The organism is Natronorubrum marinum, from assembly GCF_052040125.1.
Lineage (GTDB): Archaea > Halobacteriota > Halobacteria > Halobacteriales > Natrialbaceae > Natronorubrum.
On sequence record NZ_JBPPFV010000001.1, the window covers coordinates 1,915,962 to 1,938,174 of the forward strand.

Genomic DNA, 22,213 nt, shown 5'->3' on the forward strand with positions numbered 1-22,213 from the left:
GAACGGGGAGAACGGCAAGCGAAGGGGGGGAGCGCGAACGAAGATGACCGACGGGGAGACGGCAGTAGAGGGAGAGAGAAAGAACCGATTAGTCCGCGTTCATCGGGGGCCGCGCGGACTGGGGTTCGTCGGGAACGTCGGCTGGGGTGTTGACGAACATCGCGTGACCGATGATCGCCATCGCGACGACCGAGCCAATCGGGACCGCAGCTGTCAACGAGATCCCTACGACGGTCAGGGCTGCAGTGATTCCGAGCAGTGCGACTGGGATGAGGCCGAGAACAATGTCGTAATATCCAGTCATAACTATTCTGTAGTATGAGAAATAACCATATAAGCGTTTCCCATAATCGCTTCATAGTGGACCAGTTTCTAATTTGTATCATACTCAGAAGATTTCTATAACTTATGAAGCCATTATTACCTAACATTGCGTCGAGAAAACATCGATGGTAGCCGACGTGATATTAAAAAATTCGTATAAGAAAAAGCAACCGTCGAGTTGTTAACCACGGGACGGAGCGTCGGTAACGCTGGTCCAAAAGAGAGTTAGTACAAAATAATACATAATGATAATATACCCTTTTAATTTCGTTGGCGGTACCAGTGTATACGACTCGTGATAGGTTGCTTGATAAAGGGGGCTCCACGATCGAAGCGCTCCGCTCGCAGAGAGCGGTCCGAAATCGTGAGTGAGAGCGAGTCGAGGCGGTTTCGACTCGTCACAATCGGTCGACGATCAGCGCGACCGCGATACGCCAGCCGACGAGCAAGAGGAGTCCGAAGCCCGTGATCACAAGGGGAAACGGCCACGCGGCGGTGTCGCCGAATACGGTCTGACGGAGCAACAAGCCGACGTTGGCCGCTGCGATCCAGGTTACGGTTGTCAGTCGAACGGACTGGGTCACCGACGATGCGACCGACCGCGTGTAAAGCCCCGCGAGAGCGGCAACGGCCAGCCAGCCGATCACGAACGGTGCGATCGCCTCGAGCGAGGCGATCGGTTGATCGATCGGATTCACGTTGTGACTCAACTGGCCGACGAGCACCAGCCCGGCGAGCAGGCCGATATCGGCGGCGGCGAGCAGGAGCGTCTTCCGGTCGACCGACTCCGAGCGGGACGCCGTTCGAACTGCGGTGTCCATACGTACGACTCGAGGCCGAGCCCCTATTGATTTCCCGGTTGAGCGCGCCCACCGACCGAAGTGGACGGGGACCGAACCACCCGTCGTAGCCGGCTCCGAGTCATCCGCTACCGGGTCTGTCAGAAGAAGAACTAATAAGGGATGATGACAAACACGAAGCTAATGGCTGTGGCCGGTGACCGTCACGGTGGCTGTGATGGATGTGGCCGAACGGTTCCGCTCGAGGAGTTGACGGCAGTCACAATGCCGGACGGCGAGCGAGTCGCCTGCTGCCCTCGCTGTGAGCCCCACGCTCGCGAGGCCGCCCGGAAGTGTTCCTCGCTCGACCAGCGTCGCGACACCTGTGACGGCTGTACCGACACCTACCTCGAGTCGCAACTCGAGGACCTAGTGCTCGACGACGGCACCGTCGTCGCCTGCTGTCCCTCCTGTGCGGCCGAAGCGCCGGGACGCGGCTCCGTCGCCGACCGGCGTGTCTCCGCCTCGAACGACACCGCCAACGAGGCGGATGTCGAACGGACGACCGGAACCGACGACGCGCCGGGCGAGAAATCCCTCTGCACCCAGTGTAACGAGTGGACCGCGACGGAGCGGTTTCCGGTAACGACCATCGACGGCCGGAGCGAACGGCTCTGTCCCGCCTGCAAGGAAACCGCAGAGCAAGATGGCATCATCACGGACGTCGGCATGCGGCGCGCAGAGGCGAGGGAGGCCCTACGCGTCGAGCGCGGGGCGACGGCCGACGAAATTCGCTCGGCGTTCCACCGGGAGGTCAAACGCGCCCATCCCGACCGAAAGAGCGGGAGCGCGTCGGCGTTCCAGCTCGTGACGAACGCCTACGAACGGCTCACCGAGGACGGCTAACTCACTCGAGTCCGCCCTCGCGGCGAACGTACCCGATCGTGGCCGCGTCGAAGTAATACGTCGAGTCACAGACCGCACACGACGCCGACAGGAGTTTTCCGTGCTCGTATCGCTTCCAGAGCTTCGTCTGATCGCGCTCGATGTCGAGCGTGACCGGGTGGCCGCAGTCGGGAACGGTACAGGGGAATCGGATGTACCAGTTCGGAACCGACAGCGCGCCGAGCGGGGCGAGTTCGCTCCGCAGCCGACTGAGGAGGTTGAAGATCGTGTACGAGGGATTCCGCCGGTCGATCGTCACTCCGTCGACGCCGGCGACGAACCCACCCTGTCGGTGCTCGTCGTCGGAGAGCGGAATCACGGGGATTCCCTTCGCCAGCGCGTAGCCGATCTCCTGATTGATCCACCGGCTATCGGCCGACCGCTCCGTCAGCACGGCGACCACGACATCGCTGTTCGCGAGTCGCCCTTCGAGTCGCTTGCGGGACCGACCGGATTCGACCTCCTCTAAGGCGATGTGGACGCCGAACGGGAAGTTCTTGACCGTCGAGAACAGCTCCTGAACGAGTTCGAGGTCCGCCGGCGCGTGTGAGACGTAGATCTGCTCTCCGGTCATCTGCGGGTCTACAACGAGTAGGCGTGTGAGACACTATTAATCTACCTATCGTCGCAATTGAAACGAGAGAGCGGTGACTCCGGCCGTTGCACGGGTAGATGAAGGATCGGGCGATCGACCGCGAGCCGACAGCCAGTGGTTTGAGAACCGTTCGACCCAGCGGCTTCGGATCTGTTCGACGGTCAGTGATTCCGAGACTCCGTGGTGACATCCGTATGCCTCGTGTCGAGCACTCGCTGTGAGAACTCGAGATCGTCGTACTCGAGGCCCAACGCGTCGAACCACTCGTCTTCGACGTGCCACCGACCGCGGACGTCTCCCTCGGTCGACCGCGACGTCACCTCGAGTCGGCCCGGCGTCCACTCGCGTTCGTTCGCGATATCGAGCAGCGTCCGGACGACGGCACCGACCTCGTCGCTATCGATCCCCGGCGAGTCGGAGACGGTCTCGTACTCGAGTGCGAAGCCGGTTCCGTCCGGCAGGTCGTCTTCTCCTCCCTCGCGGGCGCCCGCATCCGAGAGCCGCTGTACGTCGAGAACGTAGATCCCGTGGCTCATGAGTCGGTTCTCGAGCGCGACGCCGACGGGTCGGTGATCGGTCATGATGGTGGATAGCACGGGCAGCGAGAAAAGTCGTCGGGCGAACACCGACCCTGCCGTCACCACCGTCGTTCGGCGCGATTCAGAGCGGTTCGACGAGGTCCTCGAGCGCCGCCGTCGGATCGTCGGCCTTCGCAACGCCGCTGGCGAGGAGAACGCCCTCGACCCCGAGGTCCCCGGCCGCGACGACGTCGTCGCCCGTGCTGATGCCGGCACCGCAGAGCACGGAGACGTCCGAATCGACGTTTTGGGCCGCCTCGACGGCGTCTTCGACGACGTCGGGATCGGCCTGACTGACCGGCGTGCCGGTGCCGATCAGTTCCGGCGGTTCGACGGCGACCGCGTCGGGGCCGAGCGCCGCGGCGGCGCCGATCTGGGCCGGGTTGTTCGCACAGACGACGGTCTCGAGATTCGCTCGCTGAGCGGCTTGGACGGAACCGTCGATATCGGCCAGTTTGAGCCGCCGTTCGGAGTGGTTGATCAGCGTGCCGACCGCGCCGGCGTCGGCGACGGACTCGGCCAGCGTGTGGCCGGTGTTGCTGCCGTAGTCGATCGGATCCACGTGCTGGGCCCACGTCTCCGCACCCGTCTCGGCGACCGACGCGATGTTAGCCGCTTGCGGGGCGACGGCGACGCGAGCGTCGGTGGACTCGTTGACGTCGCGGACGGCCTCCGCGACTTCGATCGGATCGCACGGATACGTCTTCAGGTTGACGAGGACGAACATACCAGCACAGCCTTTCGCCCGAAAGAAATAGCTTGCGAGTCGGCGACGACCGGCAACAGACGAGCGATCGGCCGCGGGCCGGTCACTCGCTGCGGTCGTGACTGTTGATGCGACTCACCCTCGTCTCGAGAACTGTCGTCGACGCGACGGACGCTGGTGGCGCGACGCCGAATCGCGACTCGAACGGTACCGATCCGCGATCAGTCCTTGCGCTTGACGACGTCGCCGAGCGTGTAACTGCCGGAGGAGGAGCCGCCCGACCACTCCGTATCGTCGCTGGAGCCACCCTGCGCGTTCAGGTTGATCCCGAGGAAGTCCTCGAGTTTCGACTGGACCTGATCGCTCGGCAGCGTATCACCGCGTTCGATCTTTCGAATCAGACTCGCCTTCTCGTTGAGTTCGTTGGCGAGATCCGACTGACTGAGCCCTTTCCCCTCGCGTGCGTTTCGGACGAGATCGTCGTAATCCGTGGCGAGTTCGTCCATGTCGTCGAACATATCGTTGCGACGCTGGGAACTCGAACTTCCGCCGCTCGCGGTCGACCCGGAGCCCGATCCGCTCGAGCCGCCGCCCGAACTCGAGGACGAACTCGAACTCGTCGAGTACTTGCTCGAGGAACTCGAACTCGAGGGCTGCTTGACTTCGGTGCCGAAGTCGGTGCAGTTCGAACACACGTCGAGTTTCGCGCCCTCGACCTTGATTGTCTTCGGAGACGACGTCTCGGCGCCACACATCTCGCACTGAACCATGAGGGAACGTATATCGCGGCGAGTCATAAACCATGCGGCGCGGTCCCGAACCGGAGGACGGAGGGTTACTCCAGCGCCGACCAGGAGTAGTAGAACCGCTGGAGTGCGGTCAGATGGCCGACGACGGCGAGGAAGACGAGGAGCCAGCCGATCAGCGTGAGGCCGCCGTACTCGCCAGACAGCGGAAAGGCCAGGAAGCCGACGATACCGATGATCGCCAGTCGATCGGCGCGGCCGACCAGCCCGCCGTAGACGCGGTCCAGTCCGACGGCCTGGGCCTGCGTCCCGAGGTAGGAGGTCATCACGACCCCCGTCACGGCCAGAAAGCCGAGGAAGTAGTCCCCGACGCCGGCGGCCAGCCCGGCGATGACGACGATGTCGGCGTAGCGGTCGAGGACGTGATCGAGGAGGTCCCCACCCGCGGAGGCAACCTCCTGTTCGCGGGCGAGCGCGCCGTCGATGATGTCCAGCCAGCCGTTGAGAAAGACCAGCGTTGCGGCCGCGACGTACCAGATCGGATCCGCGCGACCGCCGAGCAGGAAGGCGGCCGCCGCGAGAATCGCCATCCCGAAGGCGACGATACTCACGCCGTCGGGGGTCATTCCGACGCGGTCGAATCCTTTGACGAACGGGTCGAGGAACCGCGAGATGTACGGACGGAACTTATCGAGCGTCATGCGAGATACCCCACGAAGTTCACGCCGCCGGCGCTCGGTTCGCGAGTCCCGGCGACGACCGCCTCGAGCGCGTCGGCAACGCCCTCTGGATCACAGTCGGTCGTCTCGATCTCGTAGACCGACTCGAGTCCGTGTTCGTCGACGGCCTCCGAGAGGATAACGTCCAGCGCCTCGCTTTCGGCATTCTCCGTGGCCTTCGCCTCGGTCTCGTCCCGCTCGAGCAACCGCTCCTCGAGGCGGTCGGGCCGACACCGCAAAACGACCACCCGATCCGCCTCGAAGTGGTGGGCAAGGTGGGAGTCGATCACGACATCGTCTCGTCCCTCGAGCCACTCGCGCAAGGCCTCGAGATCCGCAATCTTGCTCTCGCGGTCCGCGTCGATTTCGGTGTACAGTTCCTCGTCCTCGAGCACGCGATTGAGGTGGATTACTCCGAGTTCGGGGAGCGAGTCGCCGTCCGCGCTCGACAGGCGCTCCTCGAGTAGCTCCGTCGCGGTCGTCTTCCCGGTTCCCGGCGTCCCGGTGACAGCGACTCTCACGTGTCAGTCACCTCTGCACTGGTGGTATCGGCATCCTCGGAATCGAGATCCGCGAGCACCTCGTTGAGCGTCTCGACGGCGCGTTCGGTCTCGTCGTCGGTCCCGCAGGTGATGCGGATACAGCCGGGGAGGCCGAAACTCGAGCAGTCTCGGACGATGACGCCGCGTGATTGCATCGCTTCGGCGACGCTCGAGGCATCCCCGACATCGACGAGGACGAAGTTACCTTCGCTCTCCCAGACGTGAGCGTCGATGTGTTCACGCATGTACGCGCGAGAGTTCTCGGTCGTTTCGACCGTTCGGCTCACGTGCCCGTCGTCGTCGATGGCAGCCAACCCGGCCCGGCAGGCCAGTTCGCTCGCGGCGAACGGCGTGTTCACTCGAGTGTAGGCGTCGGCCCACTCGTCGGGGACGACGGCGTAGCCCAGTCGCACGCCGGCCAGTCCGTAGGCCTTCGAGAACGTTCGCAGAACGGCGACGTCGTCCCGGGCGTCGAACCCGCCTTCGCCTTCGACGAGGGCGACGGCGCTCTCGCGGTCGGCGAACTCGCCGTAGGCCTCGTCGACGACGATGAGCGTCTCTTCATCCGTTTCGTCGGCTATCCGCTCGATATCTGCGAGCGGGATCGTCGACCCCGACGGGTTGTGCGGGCTCGTGAGAAAGACGATCCGGTCGCCGTCGTAGGCGTCGAGGACGGTCTCGGCCGTCTGTTCGAAATCGTCCTCGCGCTCGAGGGCGTACTCCCGGACGTCGCCGTGGTGGAATCGGGCGCTCATTCCGTAGTAGGCGAAGCCCGGATTCGGAACGAGAATCGTGTCGTCGGGGTCGATCGTCGCCCGGTGGAGGTAGTCGAGCGCGCCGTCGCCGCCGTTTGCGAGCCAGATCTGCTCGTCGGTGACCGACCAGCGGTCGGCGACGGCGGCGGTGAGGTCGGCGTGAGCGGCTTTCGGGTAGGAACTCACGCTCGAGGCGGCCTCGCGAAGCGCCACGACGGCCGCCGGAGAGGGGCCGTGAGGGTTCTCGTTCGAGGCGAGTTTGACGAACTCCGAGGGGTCGCGCCCGAGCTCTCGGGCGACTTCCTCGATGCCTCGACCCGCCTCGTAAGCGACGTGATCGGACAGGTCGCGCGGTTGCATACGGCAATCCTGTCGGCCGCGGGCCTTAAGAGTGCTCAACTGTCTCCGCTCGCGGGGACTGTCAGTTCACCCGACAGCCACGACGGGGAGGAGCCGCAAGCCACGGCGGAGACAGTGGCTGCGCGCTTGATCACGGTACCAGAGGCTCACGAACCGACGGGCAGGAACGCGCTTGGGGAACGCTCGCTCGTAGCCGTCCGAGAGTCGTCGATAAGAGACGGGAACGCGGCCCGCGTAGTTTGTCGTCGGTGTGGCCGGTCAGGCCTCCCGGAGTCGCTCGAGTCGCTCGAGCGAGTCGGCATCGGCCGGATCCTTGTCGTGACGTACGGCCTGGAACCGCGGAAAGCGCAGCGCGTAGCCCGACGAGTACGTCGGCGAGCTCTGGATCTCCTCGTAGCCGACCTCGAAGACGATTTCGGGCTCGAGATCGACGTCCTGTCCGTCCTCGCTCGCGATATGGGGTTCGAGCAACTCGGTCAACTCCGCGAGCGTCTCGTCGGTGATCCCGGTCGCAACCTTCCCGACGGTCTCGAGGTTCTGCGGCTCCACCGCAGCGCCAGCGGAACGTCCTCCCTCGCCGTCGTCGCCCGCGTGCACGGAGAGTTCGAACGTTCCGAGGAACGTCGCCCGGCGGCCCTCGCCCCACTCCGCGCCCGTGACGACGCAGTCGAGCGTCTCGACGTCCGGCTTGCGCTTTCGCCAGTGTTTCCCGCGTCGCCCCGGCGAGTACGTCGACTCGGGGTCCTTGAGCATGATCCCCTCGTGACCGCCCTCGAGGGCCTCGGCGTCGATCGACTCGATCTCGTCGGGGTCGTCGGTGCGCCACAGCAGCGAGAGCCCCTCGATCTCCGCTGCGTTCGGCTCGGGGCCGTCCGAATCGGAAAGTACCGCTCGCAGTCGGTCGTGCCGGGTCGTCAACGGCTCCTCGAGCAGGTCGTCGCCTTCGGCGTGCAGACAGTCGAAGAAGACCGGCCGGACGGTAACGTCCTCGCGGGCCTTCTCCACGTCGTGTTTCCGGCGGAACCGTTTGAGGACCTCCTGAAACGGCAGCGGCGCGCCGTCCTCGTCGATCGCGACGACCTCGCCGTCCAGAATAACCGGCTCCTCGATCGTCTCCGCAGCGTATTCGACGACCTCCGGGAGGGCGTCGGTGACGTCCTCCATGTTCCGCGAGAAGACGCCGGTTTCCGGGGCCGCCTCGTCGGACTCCGCAGGGCGATGGTGCAGTTGGATTCGCGCCCCGTCGTACTTCCACTCTACAGCCGCTTCCTCCCACTCCTCGAGCGCGTCCGTCACCGTCCCGGCCTGGGCGAGCATCGCCTGGACGGGGCGGCCGACCTCGAGGTTCATCGCGTCGAGCCCCTCGAGACCCTCGTCCCGGGCGACGCGAGCGACCTCGCCGTAGTCGTTCGACACCTGCAGCGCGCGCTCGACGCCCTCGACTGGCACGTCGAACGCCTCGCTGATGGCGTCCCGGACCGATCCCTCGCCGACGCCGATGCGCATCTCCGAGAGGACGAGCCGGGCGAGGTATCGGGCTTCCTCGCTCGAGCAGCGATTGAACAGCCCGAAGAGGAGGTCAGTCTTGCGGTCCTGGCTGCCCGACCCCTCGGCGGCGGCCAGCTCGGAGAGCGTCTCGAACACCTCGCGAACGGTCAACTCGTCGCCGGCTCCGCCGTCGTCCGCTGCTGCGCCACTCCCGCCCGTAAACGCCCCCAACCCCTGTTGTCCGCCGAAGTCGTAACTCGCGGCCACTTCGCCGATCTCGCCGACCTCGGCGAGTCGGTCCTCAATGTCGTCGCTCCCCACGTTCGTCCCGGCCGCGCGAGCGATCGCCTCGTAACACGTGTTCGGCCCGATATCGAGCGTTCGCGACCGCCAGGCCGGGAAGACCCGCCCCTGGACGAATCGGGCGACGAGCTCCAGATCGGCGTCCGACTCCTCGAGCATCTCTCGGACGAGATCGACGATCTCGAGGTCGGCGGGCTCGGCTTCGATCGCGGCGGCACGGTCGGCGAACGTGGCGAACTCCATCGGCGGTGTGTATCGGCGGCGAGAGTAAAACTGTTCTGAGACATCGTCGTCCGCACCGAGCGCTCGTCTTGAGGGGTGCTCGAGGCACCGATCCAGAGTCGTCACGCGGCCTGTGAGTACACCCCACGTGCCGGCTTCACGACGGCGTCACGAGGGGCAGGCTTTAAAGACAGGCGGGCCGCACTCGGAGGTATGCCAGAGGAGGAACTCGCCGAGCGGGTCGCGGACGTGTTGGCGGTCGACGCCGAGGAGTTTCGTACTCGGGCCGACGCCGACGCCGAGGTGATCACGGACGCTATCCACGACGGCGTCTTCGACAACCCGCAGGCGATCATCGGCTTCGAGTACGAGTTCTACGCGATCAAGAACGACGACTGTGCACTGCGGCGGGTGCCGCGTCGCCTCCTCGAACTCATCGGCTTTGAGAAGGAACTCGGGCTCCACAACGCGGAAATGACGACCAGTCCGCAGCCGTTGAACGCCCACGGACTCCTCGCCCAGGAGTCCGAAATCAAAGCACGGCTTCAGACCGCTCTCGACGTCACGCAGTCCGAACGCATGCGGCTGGTCAGCGACGCACTCTGGACGATCCCGCCGGAAGGCGAGGACGCCGCGACCTACCTCACCGACAGCGTCGAACGGACGATGACCGACGCGAACGGCGACGAGCGATCGATCCGCGTCGCGACCAACATGAGCGATTCGGCGCGCTACCACGCGATGGCCAACACGGACCAGGCAGAATCTGCCGGTATGCGCATCGAGGCCCCGAACGTCTCGCTGCAGGCCGACACCGTCATGCCCGAGAGCCTCATCACCTCGATCCAGCCCCACTACCAGGTGGCCCACGCCCCCGACCTTCCGCTGTACTTCAACTACGCGCTGCGCGCCGCGGGTCCGCTCCTCGCCCTCGGCGTCAACTCCCCGTTTTTCCCCGCGGATCTGTACGACGACGACGCGACCCCCGAGGAGATTCTCGCGGACGCCTGGATGGAACACCGGATCAGCGTCTTCGAGACCACGCTTAACGATCCCGCCGCGGCCGAGGGGAAAGTTCGATTCCCGCGCGACCTCGGAAGCGTCGACGAGGCGGTCGAACGGATCGTCAACGACGACACCATCGTCCCAATGCCCGTCGAACCGGGCGAGCGGTTCGACGATCAGTTCCCCCACTTCCGTCGCAAACACGGCACCTACTGGCGGTGGGTCCGCCCGGTGTTCGGCGGCCCGACCCGCTCGGCCGCCAACGCCCGCATCGAGTTCCGTCCCATCCCGGCCCAGCCGACCGTCCGCGACTCGGTCGCCTTCCTGGCCGCCTTCGCCGGCGTCCTCGAGAGCCTGACCCGACTCGAGCATCCCGTCGTCGAACTCGACTGGCAGATCGCTCGCGAGAACTTCTACGGCGCGATGCGCGACGGACTCGGGGCCGACCTGACGTGGATCACCAACGACGGCAAGGAGACGACCGACAGCCTCGAACTCTACGAGGATCTGCTGGCCCACGCCGAGGACGGCCTCACGAACCGCGGACTGACCGAAGAGCAGGCCGCGAAGTACCTCTATCCGCTTCGGCGGCGCGTCCGTCAGCGGGTGACGCCCGCCCGCTGGAAACACGAAATGGTCAGCGACGCGCTCGAGGACGGCGCGTCGCTCGAGGAGGCGATCGCGACGATGCAACGCGGCTACGTGCGCCGACAGGAGGAGACGCTGCTCGAGGGGAGTTTCGCGGACTGGATCGGAGACTGATCGTTCGGCGCGGGACATCCCTCGAGTCGACCGAGAGCCACGGTGCCGACGAAGATGAGTGCAGCGATGTCTAATCGGATCGCAGCGAAGCGGAGCGCAGGGTTTCGGATCCGATTTCGATCGCTGTGAAGGCCGTTCTCCAGACGAATGCGAGTGCATCGAACATCAATACGTCTTCTGTCCGAGTCACGGTTCAAAACATACTTGACTGACTGGCCAGTCAGTTTAGTTACGACCGACTCGCGAACCAACGCTACAATGACCGACACGACTGATGAGCTCATGGAGGCGACCTACGCCGCGCTGTGCAAGCACGGCTACGCGTCGCTTCGCATGCAAGATATCGCGGACGAATCATCGAAGAGCAAAGCGACGCTGCACTACCACTACGAGAGCAAGCAGGAACTCCTCTATGCGTTGCTCGACTTCCTGACGGAATCGTTCGCCGACCAGATCGAAACGCTCGAGGGCGAGACCCCTGCCGCCCAGTTGCTGACGCTCATCGAGAGCTATCTCTGGCCGGGCGAGGACGACACTCACGAGGAGTTTCGGACTGCACTGCTCGAGATCAAGGCTCAGGGCCCGTACAACGAGCGATTCCGTGACGAGCTCACGGAGTTCGATCGGATGCTCCACGGGCGGATCCGATCGCTGCTCGAGGCCGGGCAGGCGGACGGGCTCGTTCGCGATGACATCGATCCCGACGAGACGGCCGAATTCGTCGTCACGATACTAAACGGTGCGCAGACCCGTCACGTTGCAGTCGGTTACGCACCCGAACGGACGTACGCGATGCTCGAGACGTACGTCTACCGCCAGTTGCTCGTCGACGACGCCGACGTGGATCGACTGGAGGTCGGTCTCGAGTGACGGTCCGCGACCAGTTGGACGCGATCTTCAAGTCGCCCGACGACCTCGATCTGACCTCGGGCGGGATCGCCAGACCGTTGATCTACCTCTCGATTCCGCTTATCATCACGAATCTCCTGCAGGTCACCTACAACCTCGCGGATACGTTCTGGCTCGGCCAGCACAGCACGACGTCGCTGGCGGCGATCAGTTTCGCCTTTCCGATGGTGTTTTTCCTCATCGCGCTCGCACTCGGCGTCTCGGTCGCCGGGAGCGTCCTGGTCGCTCAGTACACCGGTGCCGACCAGCCAGCAGAAGCGGAGTACGCGGCCTCCCAGACCGTGGGCTACGCGATCGTCGCCTCGATCGCCCTCGGTGCAGTCGGCTACGTCTTCATCGAAGACGCGATCGCGTTACTCGGCGCTTCCGACAGCGTCGCGCCGCTGGTCGCCGCATACATGGAGGTCTACTCGATCGGGCTGGTCGCTGTCTTCGGCTTCTTCGTCTTTCTCGCGTTAATGCGGGGCTACGGCGACACCGTCACGCCGATGCTCGTGATGTTCGGCTCCGTCGTCCTCAACATCGTCCTCGACCCGTTCCTCATCTTCGGGTTCGAGAACAACCCGCTCTTCGGCTATCTCGGACTGCGCGGCCTCGAGACCGAACTGTTCGCGCTCACCGGATACGCGGGTGCCGGGATCGAAGGGGCGGCGATTGCGACCGTGTTCTCGCGAGCGGTAGCGTTCGCGGTCGGCCTCGCGATCCTCTTCCGAGGCACTCACGGCGTCCAGATTCACCTCGGACAGATGGTGCCCGACCTCGAGTACGGGCGACGACTCGTCGACATCGGGATGCCGGCGTCCGTCGAGGGAACCGCACGCGCACTGTCGATCAACCTGCTGCTGGTCATTATCGCTATCTTCCCCGAGTCGGTCGTCGCCGCCTTCGGGATCGGTACCCGAGTGTTCTCGGTGATCTTCCTCCCCGCGATCGCGTTCTCGCAGGGAATCGAGACGATGACGGGCCAGAACATCGGCGCCGGAAAACGGGACCGAGCGGAGCGGACGAATCACTTCGGCGCGAAGATCATGCTCGTCACGCTCACCGGTCTCGGGATCCTCGTCTTCCTCGCGGCCGCACCGATCGTCTCCATCTTCACGACCGATCCCGCGGTCGTCGAGGAGGGGACACTGTTCCTCCGATACACCGCGCTGACGTTCGGCTTCATGGGCGTGATGCGGGCCTACAGCGGGGGCTTCCGTGGTGCCGGAAAGACGTTCATCGCGGCGGTAATCTCCGTGCTCACGCTCGGCGTGATCCGCTTCCCGCTCGCATGGGTCGGTGCGGAGCTGTACGGCTCGAACGGCGTCTGGCTCGCGTTCGCCGTTTCGACCGTGATCGGCGGCTGCATCGCCTACGCCTGGTTCAACTGGGTCGACTGGCTCGACGAGGGCCTTACCGGGAAGGACGTCGCAGTCGGTACCGAGGCGGTTGGCGAAAGCACCAGTGAGAACGTCGGCGACGACTGACCGCCCTCCCCGAGTGGGAAATCTGTCCGGCGATACCCTCGAGTTCGAACGATCCCCGAACGACGCGGCGGAAGGCGGCCGCAAGTGATTAAGTACCCACGCTCGAGAGTGTCGACTATGGTAACCTTCCTCTCCGGGGGCACCGGGACGCCGAAGCTGTTGGACGGTGCTGCCGCCGCGTTCTCGCCGGAGGAAACCACCGTCGTCGCCAACACGGGCGACGACGTCGAACTCGGCGGACTCTTCGTCTCGCCGGACGTCGATACGCTGTTGTTTCAGGGTGGTGGGGTACTCGACCGCGAGACGTGGTGGGGAATCGACGGCGACACGCATCGGACCAACGCGGCGCTGTCGGACATCGCCTCGGCCGCGGGGCTGCCCGACGGCCCGCAGTATCTGCCCGACGAGAAACAGACCGCGGGACGCGAGATAGCCAACTGGCGTCGGTTTTCGGGGACCGGGGAGTTCATGACGATCGGCGACCGCGACCGGGCCGTCCACATCACGCGAACGAGTCTGCTGGACGAAGGACTGACGCTGAGCGAGGCGACCCAGCGGCTGGCCGGTGCCTTCGGCCTGACGATCGATCTGTTGCCGATGAGCGACGATCCCATCGCGAGCCTCATCCACACCGACGAGGGGCTGATGCACTTCCAGGAGTACTGGGTCGCCCACCGTGCCGAGCCGACCGTCGAAACCGTCGAGTTTCGGGGCTCCTCGAACGCCGAACCCGCGCCGGGCGTCCTCGATGCTCTCGAGGACACCGTCGTGATCGGCCCCTCGAACCCCGTCACGAGCATCGGCCCGATGCTGACGCTGCCGGGCGTCGCCGACGCGCTTGCCCAGTCGACCGTCGTCGCGGTCTCGCCGTTCCTCGGCGACGACGCGTTCTCGGGGCCGGCGGGCGACCTCATGGCGGCGGTCAACGCCGAGCCGAGCACCGAAGGGCTGGCGACGGCCTACCCCTTCGCCGACGCGTTCGTCGTCGACGACAGCGACGACGCGGCGTTCGATCGACCGACGATCCAGACCGACATCCGAATCGACTCGCCCGAGGACGCCGCACGGGTCACCCGTGCAGTCAAGAGCGCGATCGATATCGTGGAGTAACTATGTTCGCCCCACCGCTCGCACTCGCGAGCCTCAGCGGCGAAGCGGACGCCGAGTGGGCCCGTTCGGGTGCCGACTACGCGGGCGCGGCGTTTCTCGGCGGCATCGCCCTCGACGACGACTCGAGAGCCGCGGCCCGCGACCTCGTCGCGCGCGATCGCAACGAGTTTCTGCCAGACGATCCCTTCGTATTCATCGACGAGCAACTCGCCGCGCTCGAGGACGTCCCGATTCAGCCCGCGTTCAACGTCCGGAGCGCGACTCCGGAACCGATCCCGGATGCAGCACGAGTCTGTCGGGATCGAGACGCTCTCCTCGAAATCAACGCCCACTGCCGACAGGACGAACTGTGTGCGGTCGGCTGCGGGGAGACGCTGCTGCGAGACGCCGACCGGCTTCGCTCGTACGTCGAGCGCGCTGCCGAGACCGGAGCGACCGTCGGCGTGAAGGTCCGAGCAGAAGTTCCCGGCGTCGATCTGCCGGCGCTCTCGCGGGGACTCGAGACCGCGGGCGCGTCGTTCGTCCACGTCGACGCAATGGACTCCGAGTCGATGGTCCGCGAGGTCGTCGACGCGACCGAGCTGTTCGTGATCGCCAACAACGGCGTGCGCGACGAGGCAACCGTCCGCGAGTACGCCGACTACGGCGCCGACGCGGTCAGCGTCGGGCGACCCAGCGACAACCCGGTCGTCCTCGAGCGCGTTCGCGACGCCGTCAAACGGCAGTTCGGATCTGAGGACGCCGTCAGATCGGCGTCGCAGTGAGCGGGTATCGATCGCTCGAGTCCACGATATCCTTTGAAGTCACGGTCACAGTCTCGGCAAGGGCGTCCCGACGCGTTTCGGCCTCCCTATAGCTTTATCCGGATCCCCGTGCAGGACAGTCCCATGAACGGGATCCACGACCTCGGTGGGATGGACGGGTTCGGCTCAGTAGCCTACCCCGATACCCCCGAGACCTTCGATCACCGGTGGGAGGGAGAGGCGTACGCCGCGTTCGTCGCGACGCTCGGCAACGAGATCGCCTCGATCGACGAGTTTCGCCACAGTATCGAACGCATGCCGCCAGCGCAGTACCTCGACTCGACGTACTACGATCGGTGGACGACGGCGATCACCCGACTCCTGCTCGAGAACGACGTGATCGACCCCGAGGCGTTCGTCGAACGGACGACGGCACTCGAGGCCGGCGAGGCGACCGTGCCGGAGCGCGAGGTTCCCGGTTTGCTTTCGGAACTCGCAGCGGGAGTCGCAGCATCGTACGAATCCGACGCGCCCGCCGAGTCGTCGACGTTCGCAGTCGGCGACGCCGTCGTCGTCCGCAACGACCATCCCGACGGCCACACCCGCTGTCCGCGATACGCGCGCCGCGCCCGGGGGGAAATCGTCGCCAATCGCGGCGCGCACGTCCTTCCCGACGCCCGCGCCCACGGCGAAGATGCGGCCGAGCCGCTCTACCAAGTCGCCTTCGACGGCCGGGAGCTGTGGGGTCCGGACGCCGACGGCGACCTCGAGGTCACGATCGATCTCTGGGAATCCTATCTCGACCCGGCTGAGGAGGTGGAGCGCACCGATGACTGACGAAACGCCGGCTCCGAGTGATACCGAATCCGAGCCGGACGGGTTCGACGTCGACGAACACGCCCGCGAGCACGACCCCGAGGCGCGGGTTCGCGCCCTTCAGTCGCTGCTGATCGAGCAGGAGTTGCTCTCGAGCGACGCCGTCGACGACATCATCGCGACCTACGAGCACGAGATCGGACCGAAAAACGGGGCTCGAGTCGTCGCCCGGGCCTGGACGGACCCCGACTACCGGGAACGGCTGCTGTCGGAGGGGATGTCGGCAGCAGCCGAGGTCGCGGACGTCGACGAGGACGTCGTCGATATCGAAGTCGTTGCGAACACGCCCGAGGAACACCACCTTGTCGTCTGCACCCTCTGTTCCTGTTACCCGTGGGCGCTGCTCGGGCTGCCGCCGACGTGGTACAAGACCCCCGAGTACCGCTCTCGGGCGGTCAAGGACCCGCGCGGCCTGCTCCGCGAGGAGTTCGGCACCGACCTCGACGACGACCTCGAGATCCACGTCCACGACAGCACGTCCGAACTCCGATACATGGTCCTGCCACAGCAGCCACCCGAGACCGAAGGAATGACCGAAGACGAACTGGTCGACCACGTGACCAGAGACGCCATGATCGGCATCGGTCGACTCGCCGGGGGACAGAATGGCTGACCGCGATGAACGCCCGGTCCCCGGACTCGCGACACTCGAGGGCGAGGAGACCCCCACGTTCGACGCGCCGTGGCAAGCCCGCGCGTTCGCCATCGCGGTCGCGCTCTCCGCCGACGGCGCCTACGAGTGGGACACGTTTCAGGAGCGGTTGGCCGCCGAGATCGAGCGGGCCGACGGCTCCGATCGTCCGGCCGACCGAGCGGCCGCCGAGGCGAAGTACTACCACCGGTGGCTCGTCGCCCTCGAGCGACTGCTCGTTTCCGACGGGGTTCTCGAGTCGGGAGCACTAACCGAACGGGCGCGGGAGTTCACAGCCGGTGAGCGAGACGCGTCCGAGTGGGTCGAGGGCGAACACGACCACGATCACGATGCTACGAGTTCCGGCGCGCACGACCACGATCGCGACCATCCCCGCTAACGGTCGACAGTATCGAGAGCTAGCTCGGCGGCCGAGTGCTCGCCGAAGAGAGACATACCGAGAGCGAGACGGGAACAAGAAATCATCTGTGGACGCCGTATGCCACGACAGCATCGAAGTGGATAGTGCCGTCGGGGACGATAAAAGCGCTCGGCCACTGCCAGCGATCCTAAAGCGTCACTATGTGTGTGCGTAGTGTCTTCGGTGGTGTGTACAATCCGGACGTAGAGTATGACGAGTTCGGACGAACACGCAGATGATATGCGCTGGGGCTGGACCTGTCCTCGCTGTAACGCGGACGTCCCGGTCCACAGAGACGACGATTCGGAGACGTTTCGATGGGAGTGTCCTGTCGACGACTGCCCGTCGGTCGGTTTCGGGTTCAAATCGCGGCGCCGGGCCCGGATCGCACTCCGGGAGTACCGCGAGGCGTATCGGAACATCTACCGCTAATCTCGCTCGGCGGGCCGCCTCGAGCCGCACACGCCGAACGGACGCCGGGATCCACAGTCATTAACCCGCCCGAATCGTAGCTATCGGTATGCGAACGCCGGCGCAGAACGCACATCTGGCACTCCTCCTCGAGGTCGCGGGCACGCCCAAACCGGGCAACGTCGACCGACACCGCGACCTCGAGGACCTGCGGTTCGAACACTTCCTCGCGGGCGCGGTGGGGGCTCAGGGGGGACTCGAGCAGGCGGCCAACGGCGGCGCGGTCGGTCCCGCGTTCGAGCGCAGCGTCGAAGGGATGGCCGCACAGGGCGGCGGCAACACCCAGTTCGGGGCGCTCCTGTTGCTCGTCCCGCTCGTTCGGGCCGCTGCCGACGACCTCTCCCAGCCCGTCGTCGAGGCGATTTGTGAGGAGACCACCGTCGCGGACGCCGCCGGCTTCTACCGCGCGTTCGACCACGTCGACGTCTTCGTCGGCGAGCCACCCGCGGAGATGGAACCGCTCGACGTCCGCCGGGGGAGCGACGCGGTGTCCGCCCTCGAGGAGCACGGACTGACGCTGCTCGATATAATGGAGCAGAGCGTTCCCGGGGACGACGTCGCCCGCGAGTGGGTCCGAGGCTTCGAGCGGTCCTTTACCGCCGCCGAACGGCTCGCCGAGGCCGACGGCCCGCTGACGGACCGAGCTGCGACCGTCTTCCTCTCCTTGCTCGCCGAGCGCCCCGACACGCTCGTCGCGACCCGCAGCGGCGAGGCCGTCGCGAAGGAGGTGACCGACCGTGCAGCCGAACTGGTCGAACGGGACGTCCTCGAGACCGACCGGGAGACCGTCGAGCGTGTCGCGGACGAACTCGTCGAGCGAGGCATCAACCCGGGGACGACGGCTGATATTACAGCGGCGGGGTTGTTTATCGCACTCGAGCGCGGGGCGATCACCGTATGAGCGGCGACGAACTGCCGCCGAGTGGCGATCTCGATGCCGAGCCGACCGCCGAGTGGCCCGTCACCCTGTCGGGCGTCACCGAATCCGTCGTCGCGACGCTCGGTCCCAACGGCCTGTGGAACCAGGCCGCGCTCGGCCTCTTCGCCGCGGATGCCGGAGACGGCCCGATCACCGCTCGAACGTGGGGTAACACCCGCACCCGACGCAACTTCCACCGGCAGGGCGAGGGCTACGTCCAGTTCGTCGACGACCCCGTCGTCTTCGCCGACGCCGCGCTCTCGATCGTCGAACACGAGGAGCCCGTACTCGAGTCCGCGCACGCGTGGGCACGCGTTTCGGCCGAGCGGATCGACTCGGGGACCGACGACGGGACCGACTGGGAGGAGTGGGCGCTTCGGCCCCTCGAGTCCGCCGTCGAGACCGAGACGGTGCCGACGATCGACCGCGGCTTCGCGGCCGTCGTCGAGGCGACCGTCGCCGCCTCCCGCCTCGACGTCGCGGGCTACGACGAGGACGAACTGCGCGAACGCCTCGCGTACTTCGCCGCCGTCGTCGACCGCGCCGGGAGCCCGCGCGAACGCGAGGCGCTCGAGCGCGTCCGCAAGCACTCCGCGTGGTAAACCGGATGATAAGTTCGGCCGTCTATTCGCTATTACCGAAGCTAAATTTAAATATGAAGCCGAGGCCAAGCGCGGCTACATGGTGCTCCACTTCAGACGGGCGACGAGTATCTTCGCGAAAACCATGCCGTTCGTACTGCTCAGACTGGGAATCGGGGTGTTACTCGGTGTGCTCACCGTCCTCTACTTCGGCGTCGTGCTCTACGTCGGCTACAGGTTGCTCGGCGCGGGGACGATCTCCGGCTGGATCGCGATGGCCGGCCTCCTCGTAGCGATCGGGTTGTTCGCCTGGCTCTGGCGACTGTTCAGCAGGTACGTGCTCTATCTGATCAAAGCGGGCCACATCGCCGTCATCGCCCACATCGTCGAGACCGGCGAGGTTCCCGACAACCAGATCCAGTACGGCAAAGGGCAGGTGACCGAACGCTTTACCGAAGCGAGCGCGCTGTTCGCCGTCGATCAGGTGGTCAAAGCCGTCGTCAAGCAGTTCAACAGCGGCGTGATCTCCTTCTCGAAGCTGTTCAGTTTCGTGCCGGCGCTGAAGAAACTGATTCAGCTCGTCGGCAAAGCGATCGCAATCGCAGCCTCCTACATCGACGAGGCGATCGTCGCCCACATGTTCGTCAGCGACGAGGAGAACCCGTGGCGATCCGCCCGCGACGGCGTCGTCCTCTACGGGAAAAACTGGAAGCCCGTGCTCGGGTCGACCATGCTCATCGTGCTCGGAATGTACGCCGCCGCGTTCGTGCTCTTGCTTGCCCTGACGCCGATCGCGAGCGTCCTGAGCGGGCTCTCGGCGACGGTCGAAGTCGCCGGCTGGGTCGTCGTCGGTGGGTTATTTCTGACCCTCTACACCGGCTTCCTCAAACCCTGGGTGAAGACCGTCGTGATCACCACGTTCCTCGTCGAATCTCGAGCCGAGACGCCGGACAGCGAGACGATGGACCGGATCGCCGCGCGATCCGACCGGTTCCAGGAACTCGTGAGCAAGGCCGACGATGCGCCGGCCGAACAGTCGCCACAGTCCGAAGACCACCCTATCGCGAGCAGCGGTGCCTGACGTCTGGATGATCGGCTCTGCGTCGTCGAATATCCGTCTCGTAATCGGTTGCGATGCGAACGGGCTCGAGCGGACGAGTCGCCGCTCGCGAGCGTCGATGGGGGTCGGGTTTCCGTAGCGGCGAAGAGAAAGGGATTAAGAGCCTCTGGACGGAACCTTCCTCTATGGCAATCAAACCGGCCTATGTCAAGAAGACCGGGAACCTCCTCCTGGAGCGGTACCCGGAGGCGTTCACGACCGACTTCGAACAGAACAAAGACAGCGTCACGAAGCTCACCAACGTCGAGTCCAAGGGCGTCCGCAACCGCATCGCCGGTTACGTTACCCGAAAGAAAAGCGCCCAGACGGCTGCCGCATAAGCTCGCTTTTGTCCTCGAGTTCCGACCGCCGTGAGCCGCGGCACTCGCGGCGGTGGCGAGAGATTGTGCGTGCCGTCTAGTCCTGATAGCAGACTTCCGCAGCGGATCGAAACTCCCGGTTTCACGGGCTGTCGGCATTACTCTCGGCGAGATACCGTCGGTACTGGAACTGCGTCGAGAAATTTCACAGACAGGTCGCTGTGCGACGGAAACCCAAACGGTTTTGCGCACACGACTCGGAGTCCGGGAAAATGGCAGTACGAGTTGGCGTCCTCGGTGCGACCGGTGCCGTCGGACAGCGTCTGATTCAGCTTCTCGACCCGCACCCGGAGTTCGAGATCGCCGCATTGACCGCAAGTGAATCCAGCGCCGGGAAGAGCTACCGGCAGGCCGCGAAGTGGCGCGTCGACAGCCCCATTCCGGCTGACATCGCGGAGATGACCGTCGTCGAAACCGACCCCGGCGCGGTGCCGGACGACGTCGACCTCATCTTCTCGTCGCTCCCCTCGAGCGTCGGGGCCGAGGTCGAGCCCGGCTTCTGTGAGGCCGGCTACGTCGTCTCGTCGAACTCCTCGAACGGCCGGATGGACGACGACATCCCGCTCGTTATCCCCGAAGTCAACGCCGATCACCTCGACCTGCTCGAGGTCCAGCGCGACGAGCGTGGCTGGGACGGCGCGATGGTCAAGAATCCCAACTGCTCGACGATCACCTTCGTTCCCACGCTCGCCGCGCTGACCGAGTTCGGTCTCGAGAAAGTCCACGTCGCGACCCTCCAGGCCGTCTCCGGCGCGGGCTACGACGGCGTCAGCTCGATGGAGATCATCGACAACGCCATCCCCTACATCGGCAGCGAGGAGGACAAACTCGAGACCGAGTCCCGAAAGCTCCTCGGCAGCTTCGACGGCGCCGAACTGAGCCACAACGAGATGGACGTGGCGGCCTCCTGTAACCGCATCCCGACGATCGACGGCCACCTCGAGAACGTCTGGGTCGAGACCGGAGACGAGCTAACCCCCGACGCGGCTGCCGAGGCCATGCGAGAGTACCCGTCGCTCGACCTTCGTTCCTCGCCCGATCCCCTCATCCACGTCTTCGAGGAGCCCGACCGTCCGCAGCCGCGGATGGACCGCACGCTCGGCGACGGCATGGCCATCGCCGCGGGCGGGCTCCGCGAGTCCGCCTTCGGACTCCAGTACAACTGTCTCGCACACAACACCATCCGCGGTGCCGCCGGCGCGAGCGTGCTGAACGGCGAACTACTGCTCGAGAACGGCTACCTCTAAGCCGTTTTCACTCGAGTTTTAGTACTTTCTTCGCTGCAGATCCTGCGTGATTTGGCAGGGCGCACAAGTACGGAAGGACCCAACGGAGCGTATGCTTCCCGTGATCTCCGATCCAGAATCTCTGACGTCGGTGTCCGCGACCGCATCGGCGGCGTCCGCCGACGAGACGGGACGAGCGTTCGACCTACTCGCCGATCGGCGCCGCCGGGCCGTCCTCGAGTATCTCGACGACCGCGACGAGCCGGTTTCGCTGATCGATCTGGCGGACCACGTTACCCTCGAAGAGCAGGGTCTAGCTCGCGGCGCGATCGCGGACTGTGGAGACGCGCTGCTGGGAACTCGTCGACGGGTTCGGATCTCGCTCCGGCACCACCACGTGCCGAAACTCGCCGCGGCCGACGTCGTCGAGTCCGACCTCGAGGCGAACACCGTCTCCGCGCGGGATTCGGGCGCTGATCTACTCGCTCGACTGGAGGCGACCGCGGAAGAGCGTGGCGGCTGCAAGCACCACGTCCAGTAGTCAGCCGA

Annotated in this window: 26 protein-coding genes; 16 read left to right on the forward strand and 10 right to left on the reverse strand. The window is 65.3% G+C overall.

Going from position 1 to position 22,213, the window contains the following annotated elements; translation table 11 throughout:
* Positions 1–88: 88 nt before the first annotated feature.
* Both ACSFC5_RS09465 and ACSFC5_RS09470 read right to left on the reverse strand, forming a co-directional pair.
* Complete coding sequence (locus tag ACSFC5_RS09465; protein WP_440764963.1) at positions 89–304, reverse strand: DUF8015 family protein; 216 nt, start codon at positions 302–304, stop codon at positions 89–91.
* Positions 305–722: 418 nt separating this feature from the next.
* On the reverse strand, positions 723–1,145 hold the full coding sequence (locus tag ACSFC5_RS09470; RefSeq protein WP_440764964.1) for a DUF3054 domain-containing protein: 423 nt from the start codon (positions 1,143–1,145) through the stop codon (positions 723–725).
* A gap of 162 nt (positions 1,146–1,307) precedes the next feature.
* On the opposite strand from ACSFC5_RS09470, the gene ACSFC5_RS09475 reads away from it, so the two are divergent.
* Positions 1,308–2,009: a J domain-containing protein gene (locus tag ACSFC5_RS09475; RefSeq protein ID WP_440764965.1), complete on the forward strand. Its 702-nt coding sequence runs from the start codon at positions 1,308–1,310 to the stop codon at positions 2,007–2,009.
* A gap of 1 nt (position 2,010) precedes the next feature.
* Here ACSFC5_RS09475 and ACSFC5_RS09480 read toward each other — a convergent pair whose 3' ends face one another.
* From ACSFC5_RS09480 to ligA, 8 genes are all read right to left on the reverse strand, one after another.
* Positions 2,011–2,622, reverse strand: a complete 612-nt coding sequence (locus tag ACSFC5_RS09480) for a toll/interleukin-1 receptor domain-containing protein (RefSeq protein WP_440764966.1) — start codon at positions 2,620–2,622, stop codon at positions 2,011–2,013.
* A 182-nt stretch (positions 2,623–2,804) separates the two neighbouring features.
* On the reverse strand, positions 2,805–3,224 hold the full coding sequence (locus ACSFC5_RS09485) for a DUF8159 domain-containing protein (RefSeq protein WP_440764967.1): 420 nt from the start codon (positions 3,222–3,224) through the stop codon (positions 2,805–2,807).
* A 79-nt stretch (positions 3,225–3,303) separates the two neighbouring features.
* On the reverse strand, positions 3,304–3,948 hold the full coding sequence (tpiA, locus tag ACSFC5_RS09490; RefSeq protein WP_440764968.1) for a triose-phosphate isomerase: 645 nt from the start codon (positions 3,946–3,948) through the stop codon (positions 3,304–3,306).
* Between the two features lie 200 nt (positions 3,949–4,148).
* Positions 4,149–4,697 carry a multiprotein bridging factor aMBF1 gene (locus tag ACSFC5_RS09495; protein WP_440764969.1) on the reverse strand — a complete coding sequence of 183 codons (549 nt, stop codon included), beginning with the start codon at positions 4,695–4,697 and terminating at the stop codon, positions 4,149–4,151.
* Between the two features lie 65 nt (positions 4,698–4,762).
* Positions 4,763–5,374 (reverse strand): CDP-alcohol phosphatidyltransferase family protein, encoded by a 612-nt coding sequence (locus tag ACSFC5_RS09500; protein ID WP_440764970.1) that lies wholly within the window; start codon positions 5,372–5,374, stop codon positions 4,763–4,765.
* Positions 5,371–5,913 carry an adenylate kinase family protein gene (locus ACSFC5_RS09505; RefSeq protein ID WP_440764971.1) on the reverse strand — a complete coding sequence of 181 codons (543 nt, stop codon included), beginning with the start codon at positions 5,911–5,913 and terminating at the stop codon, positions 5,371–5,373. The genes ACSFC5_RS09500 and ACSFC5_RS09505 overlap by 4 nt, the downstream gene beginning before the upstream one ends.
* Positions 5,910–7,049 carry a histidinol-phosphate transaminase gene (gene hisC, locus ACSFC5_RS09510; RefSeq protein WP_440764972.1) on the reverse strand — a complete coding sequence of 380 codons (1,140 nt, stop codon included), beginning with the start codon at positions 7,047–7,049 and terminating at the stop codon, positions 5,910–5,912. Before hisC ends, ACSFC5_RS09505 begins: the two co-directional genes overlap by 4 nt.
* A gap of 258 nt (positions 7,050–7,307) precedes the next feature.
* The gene (gene ligA, locus ACSFC5_RS09515) at positions 7,308–9,083 is read right to left on the reverse strand and encodes an ATP-dependent DNA ligase LigA (RefSeq protein WP_440764973.1); all 1,776 of its coding nucleotides are present in this window, start codon (positions 9,081–9,083) and stop codon (positions 7,308–7,310) included.
* A 192-nt stretch (positions 9,084–9,275) separates the two neighbouring features.
* Here ligA and ACSFC5_RS09520 point away from each other — a divergent pair, with 192 nt between their 5' ends.
* From ACSFC5_RS09520 to ACSFC5_RS09590, 15 genes are all read left to right on the forward strand, one after another.
* A complete protein-coding gene (locus ACSFC5_RS09520; protein ID WP_440764974.1) occupies positions 9,276–10,829 on the forward strand; it encodes a glutamate-cysteine ligase family protein in 1,554 nt (517 codons plus the stop codon).
* A 258-nt stretch (positions 10,830–11,087) separates the two neighbouring features.
* Positions 11,088–11,699, forward strand: coding sequence for a TetR/AcrR family transcriptional regulator (locus ACSFC5_RS09525; RefSeq protein WP_440764975.1), 612 nt, complete (start codon positions 11,088–11,090; stop codon positions 11,697–11,699).
* Positions 11,696–13,207: an MATE family efflux transporter gene (locus ACSFC5_RS09530; protein ID WP_440764976.1), complete on the forward strand. Its 1,512-nt coding sequence runs from the start codon at positions 11,696–11,698 to the stop codon at positions 13,205–13,207. Before ACSFC5_RS09525 ends, ACSFC5_RS09530 begins: the two co-directional genes overlap by 4 nt.
* A 117-nt stretch (positions 13,208–13,324) precedes the next feature.
* Positions 13,325–14,317 carry a 2-phospho-L-lactate transferase gene (gene cofD / locus ACSFC5_RS09535; protein WP_440764977.1) on the forward strand — a complete coding sequence of 331 codons (993 nt, stop codon included), beginning with the start codon at positions 13,325–13,327 and terminating at the stop codon, positions 14,315–14,317.
* A 2-nt stretch (positions 14,318–14,319) separates the two neighbouring features.
* The gene (locus ACSFC5_RS09540) at positions 14,320–15,081 is read left to right on the forward strand and encodes a tRNA-dihydrouridine synthase (RefSeq protein WP_440764978.1); all 762 of its coding nucleotides are present in this window, start codon (positions 14,320–14,322) and stop codon (positions 15,079–15,081) included.
* A 123-nt stretch (positions 15,082–15,204) separates the two neighbouring features.
* Positions 15,205–15,897, forward strand: a complete 693-nt coding sequence (gene nthB / locus ACSFC5_RS09545) for a nitrile hydratase subunit beta (protein WP_440764979.1) — start codon at positions 15,205–15,207, stop codon at positions 15,895–15,897.
* The gene (gene nthA / locus ACSFC5_RS09550; protein WP_440764980.1) at positions 15,890–16,549 is read left to right on the forward strand and encodes a nitrile hydratase subunit alpha; all 660 of its coding nucleotides are present in this window, start codon (positions 15,890–15,892) and stop codon (positions 16,547–16,549) included. Before nthB ends, nthA begins: the two co-directional genes overlap by 8 nt.
* Entirely contained in the window at positions 16,542–16,967 is a 426-nt protein-coding gene (locus ACSFC5_RS09555; protein WP_440764981.1) for a nitrile hydratase accessory protein, read from the forward strand. The genes nthA and ACSFC5_RS09555 overlap by 8 nt, the downstream gene beginning before the upstream one ends.
* 231 nt (positions 16,968–17,198) lie before the next feature.
* On the forward strand, positions 17,199–17,420 hold the full coding sequence (locus ACSFC5_RS09560; protein WP_440764982.1) for a hypothetical protein: 222 nt from the start codon (positions 17,199–17,201) through the stop codon (positions 17,418–17,420).
* An 88-nt stretch (positions 17,421–17,508) separates the two neighbouring features.
* Positions 17,509–18,360, forward strand: a complete 852-nt coding sequence (locus ACSFC5_RS09565) for a triphosphoribosyl-dephospho-CoA synthase (RefSeq protein WP_440764983.1) — start codon at positions 17,509–17,511, stop codon at positions 18,358–18,360.
* Positions 18,357–18,980 carry a DUF447 domain-containing protein gene (locus ACSFC5_RS09570; protein ID WP_440764984.1) on the forward strand — a complete coding sequence of 208 codons (624 nt, stop codon included), beginning with the start codon at positions 18,357–18,359 and terminating at the stop codon, positions 18,978–18,980. Before ACSFC5_RS09565 ends, ACSFC5_RS09570 begins: the two co-directional genes overlap by 4 nt.
* 79 nt (positions 18,981–19,059) lie before the next feature.
* On the forward strand, positions 19,060–20,040 hold the full coding sequence (locus ACSFC5_RS09575; protein WP_440764985.1) for a hypothetical protein: 981 nt from the start codon (positions 19,060–19,062) through the stop codon (positions 20,038–20,040).
* Between the two features lie 164 nt (positions 20,041–20,204).
* Positions 20,205–20,399, forward strand: coding sequence for a 30S ribosomal protein S17e (locus tag ACSFC5_RS09580; RefSeq protein ID WP_440764986.1), 195 nt, complete (start codon positions 20,205–20,207; stop codon positions 20,397–20,399).
* 251 nt (positions 20,400–20,650) lie between these two features.
* Complete coding sequence (gene asd / locus ACSFC5_RS09585) at positions 20,651–21,685, forward strand: aspartate-semialdehyde dehydrogenase (protein WP_440764987.1); 1,035 nt, start codon at positions 20,651–20,653, stop codon at positions 21,683–21,685.
* Between the two features lie 91 nt (positions 21,686–21,776).
* Entirely contained in the window at positions 21,777–22,205 is a 429-nt protein-coding gene (locus tag ACSFC5_RS09590) for a DUF7344 domain-containing protein (protein WP_440764988.1), read from the forward strand.
* The last annotated feature ends 8 nt before the right edge of the window (positions 22,206–22,213 follow it).